The sequence below is a fragment of the Vibrio sp. YT-19(2023) genome (assembly GCF_033337395.1).
The window spans coordinates 1-775 of sequence record NZ_JAWOQN010000381.1 but is presented as its reverse complement, the minus strand read 5'-3'; the positions used below and the strand labels follow the sequence as shown (position 1 = coordinate 775).

The following is a 775-nucleotide window of genomic DNA, read 5'->3' as shown; positions in this document are numbered from 1 at the left end:
AAGCGCACTTAAGTGCGTGTCGTAATGTTGAATTCGTGTGTCACGGTGTTTTTTGCAATCTTTCAACGCCAAGCTGGCATTTAGGATCAGTTCATCACTGTTGAGCATGTGAACAGGCGCTCGTGCAATGCCAATGCTCACGGTAAAAGAAATACGATTGGATTTGTCACTGTAACCGGCTTCAATTTTATCGAGCACTTCCTGACATACAGCCACGGGATCTTCATCGTAAGTAATAAAGGCAAACTCGTCGCCAGCAACGCGAAACGCGTTATTTGGGGAAGACAAGCTCTGTTGAATCGCATTTGCAGTAAACTTGATGATCTGGTCACCAATGTAGTTCCCGTTGATGTCGTTTATCGATTTGAAGTTGTCGATATCCAGATACGCCAGATTAAAAGGGCGGGTGGCTTGCTGCGTTAATGTTTCTAGCGTGTCTGCCAAACAGCTGCGGTTCAACAAACCAGTGAGGTTGTCATGGGAGACTTCGTAGCTAAGTTGGTTTAGGAGTTTGTCCGAACGCTCGCTGACCCATTTTTCACGAAGGCTATGGATAATCACATTGGCATAAAAGCGATGAAGTTCGAGCACATCTTGTGCTTCTTTCGCGTGAATACTTCGAGTAAAAGTAGACAGCAAAATCCCAAGCACTTCGCCACTTTGTGTTTTCAACGGTAGGCCAAGGTAAGCTTGAACGCCATCATCCTGAAACATCTGGTCTTCAGGAAAGCGTTTATAGACCTGATCTTGGTAAAAGATGTGCTCGCCAATGTCT

At 45.3% G+C, this 775-nt stretch carries 1 protein-coding gene; it reads right to left on the bottom strand.

All coding sequences use genetic code 11. The annotated features are described in order from the left end of the window. A partial coding sequence (locus R7E78_RS26025; protein ID WP_318058596.1) for a GGDEF domain-containing protein occupies positions 1 to 775 on the bottom strand: 775 nt, incomplete at both ends.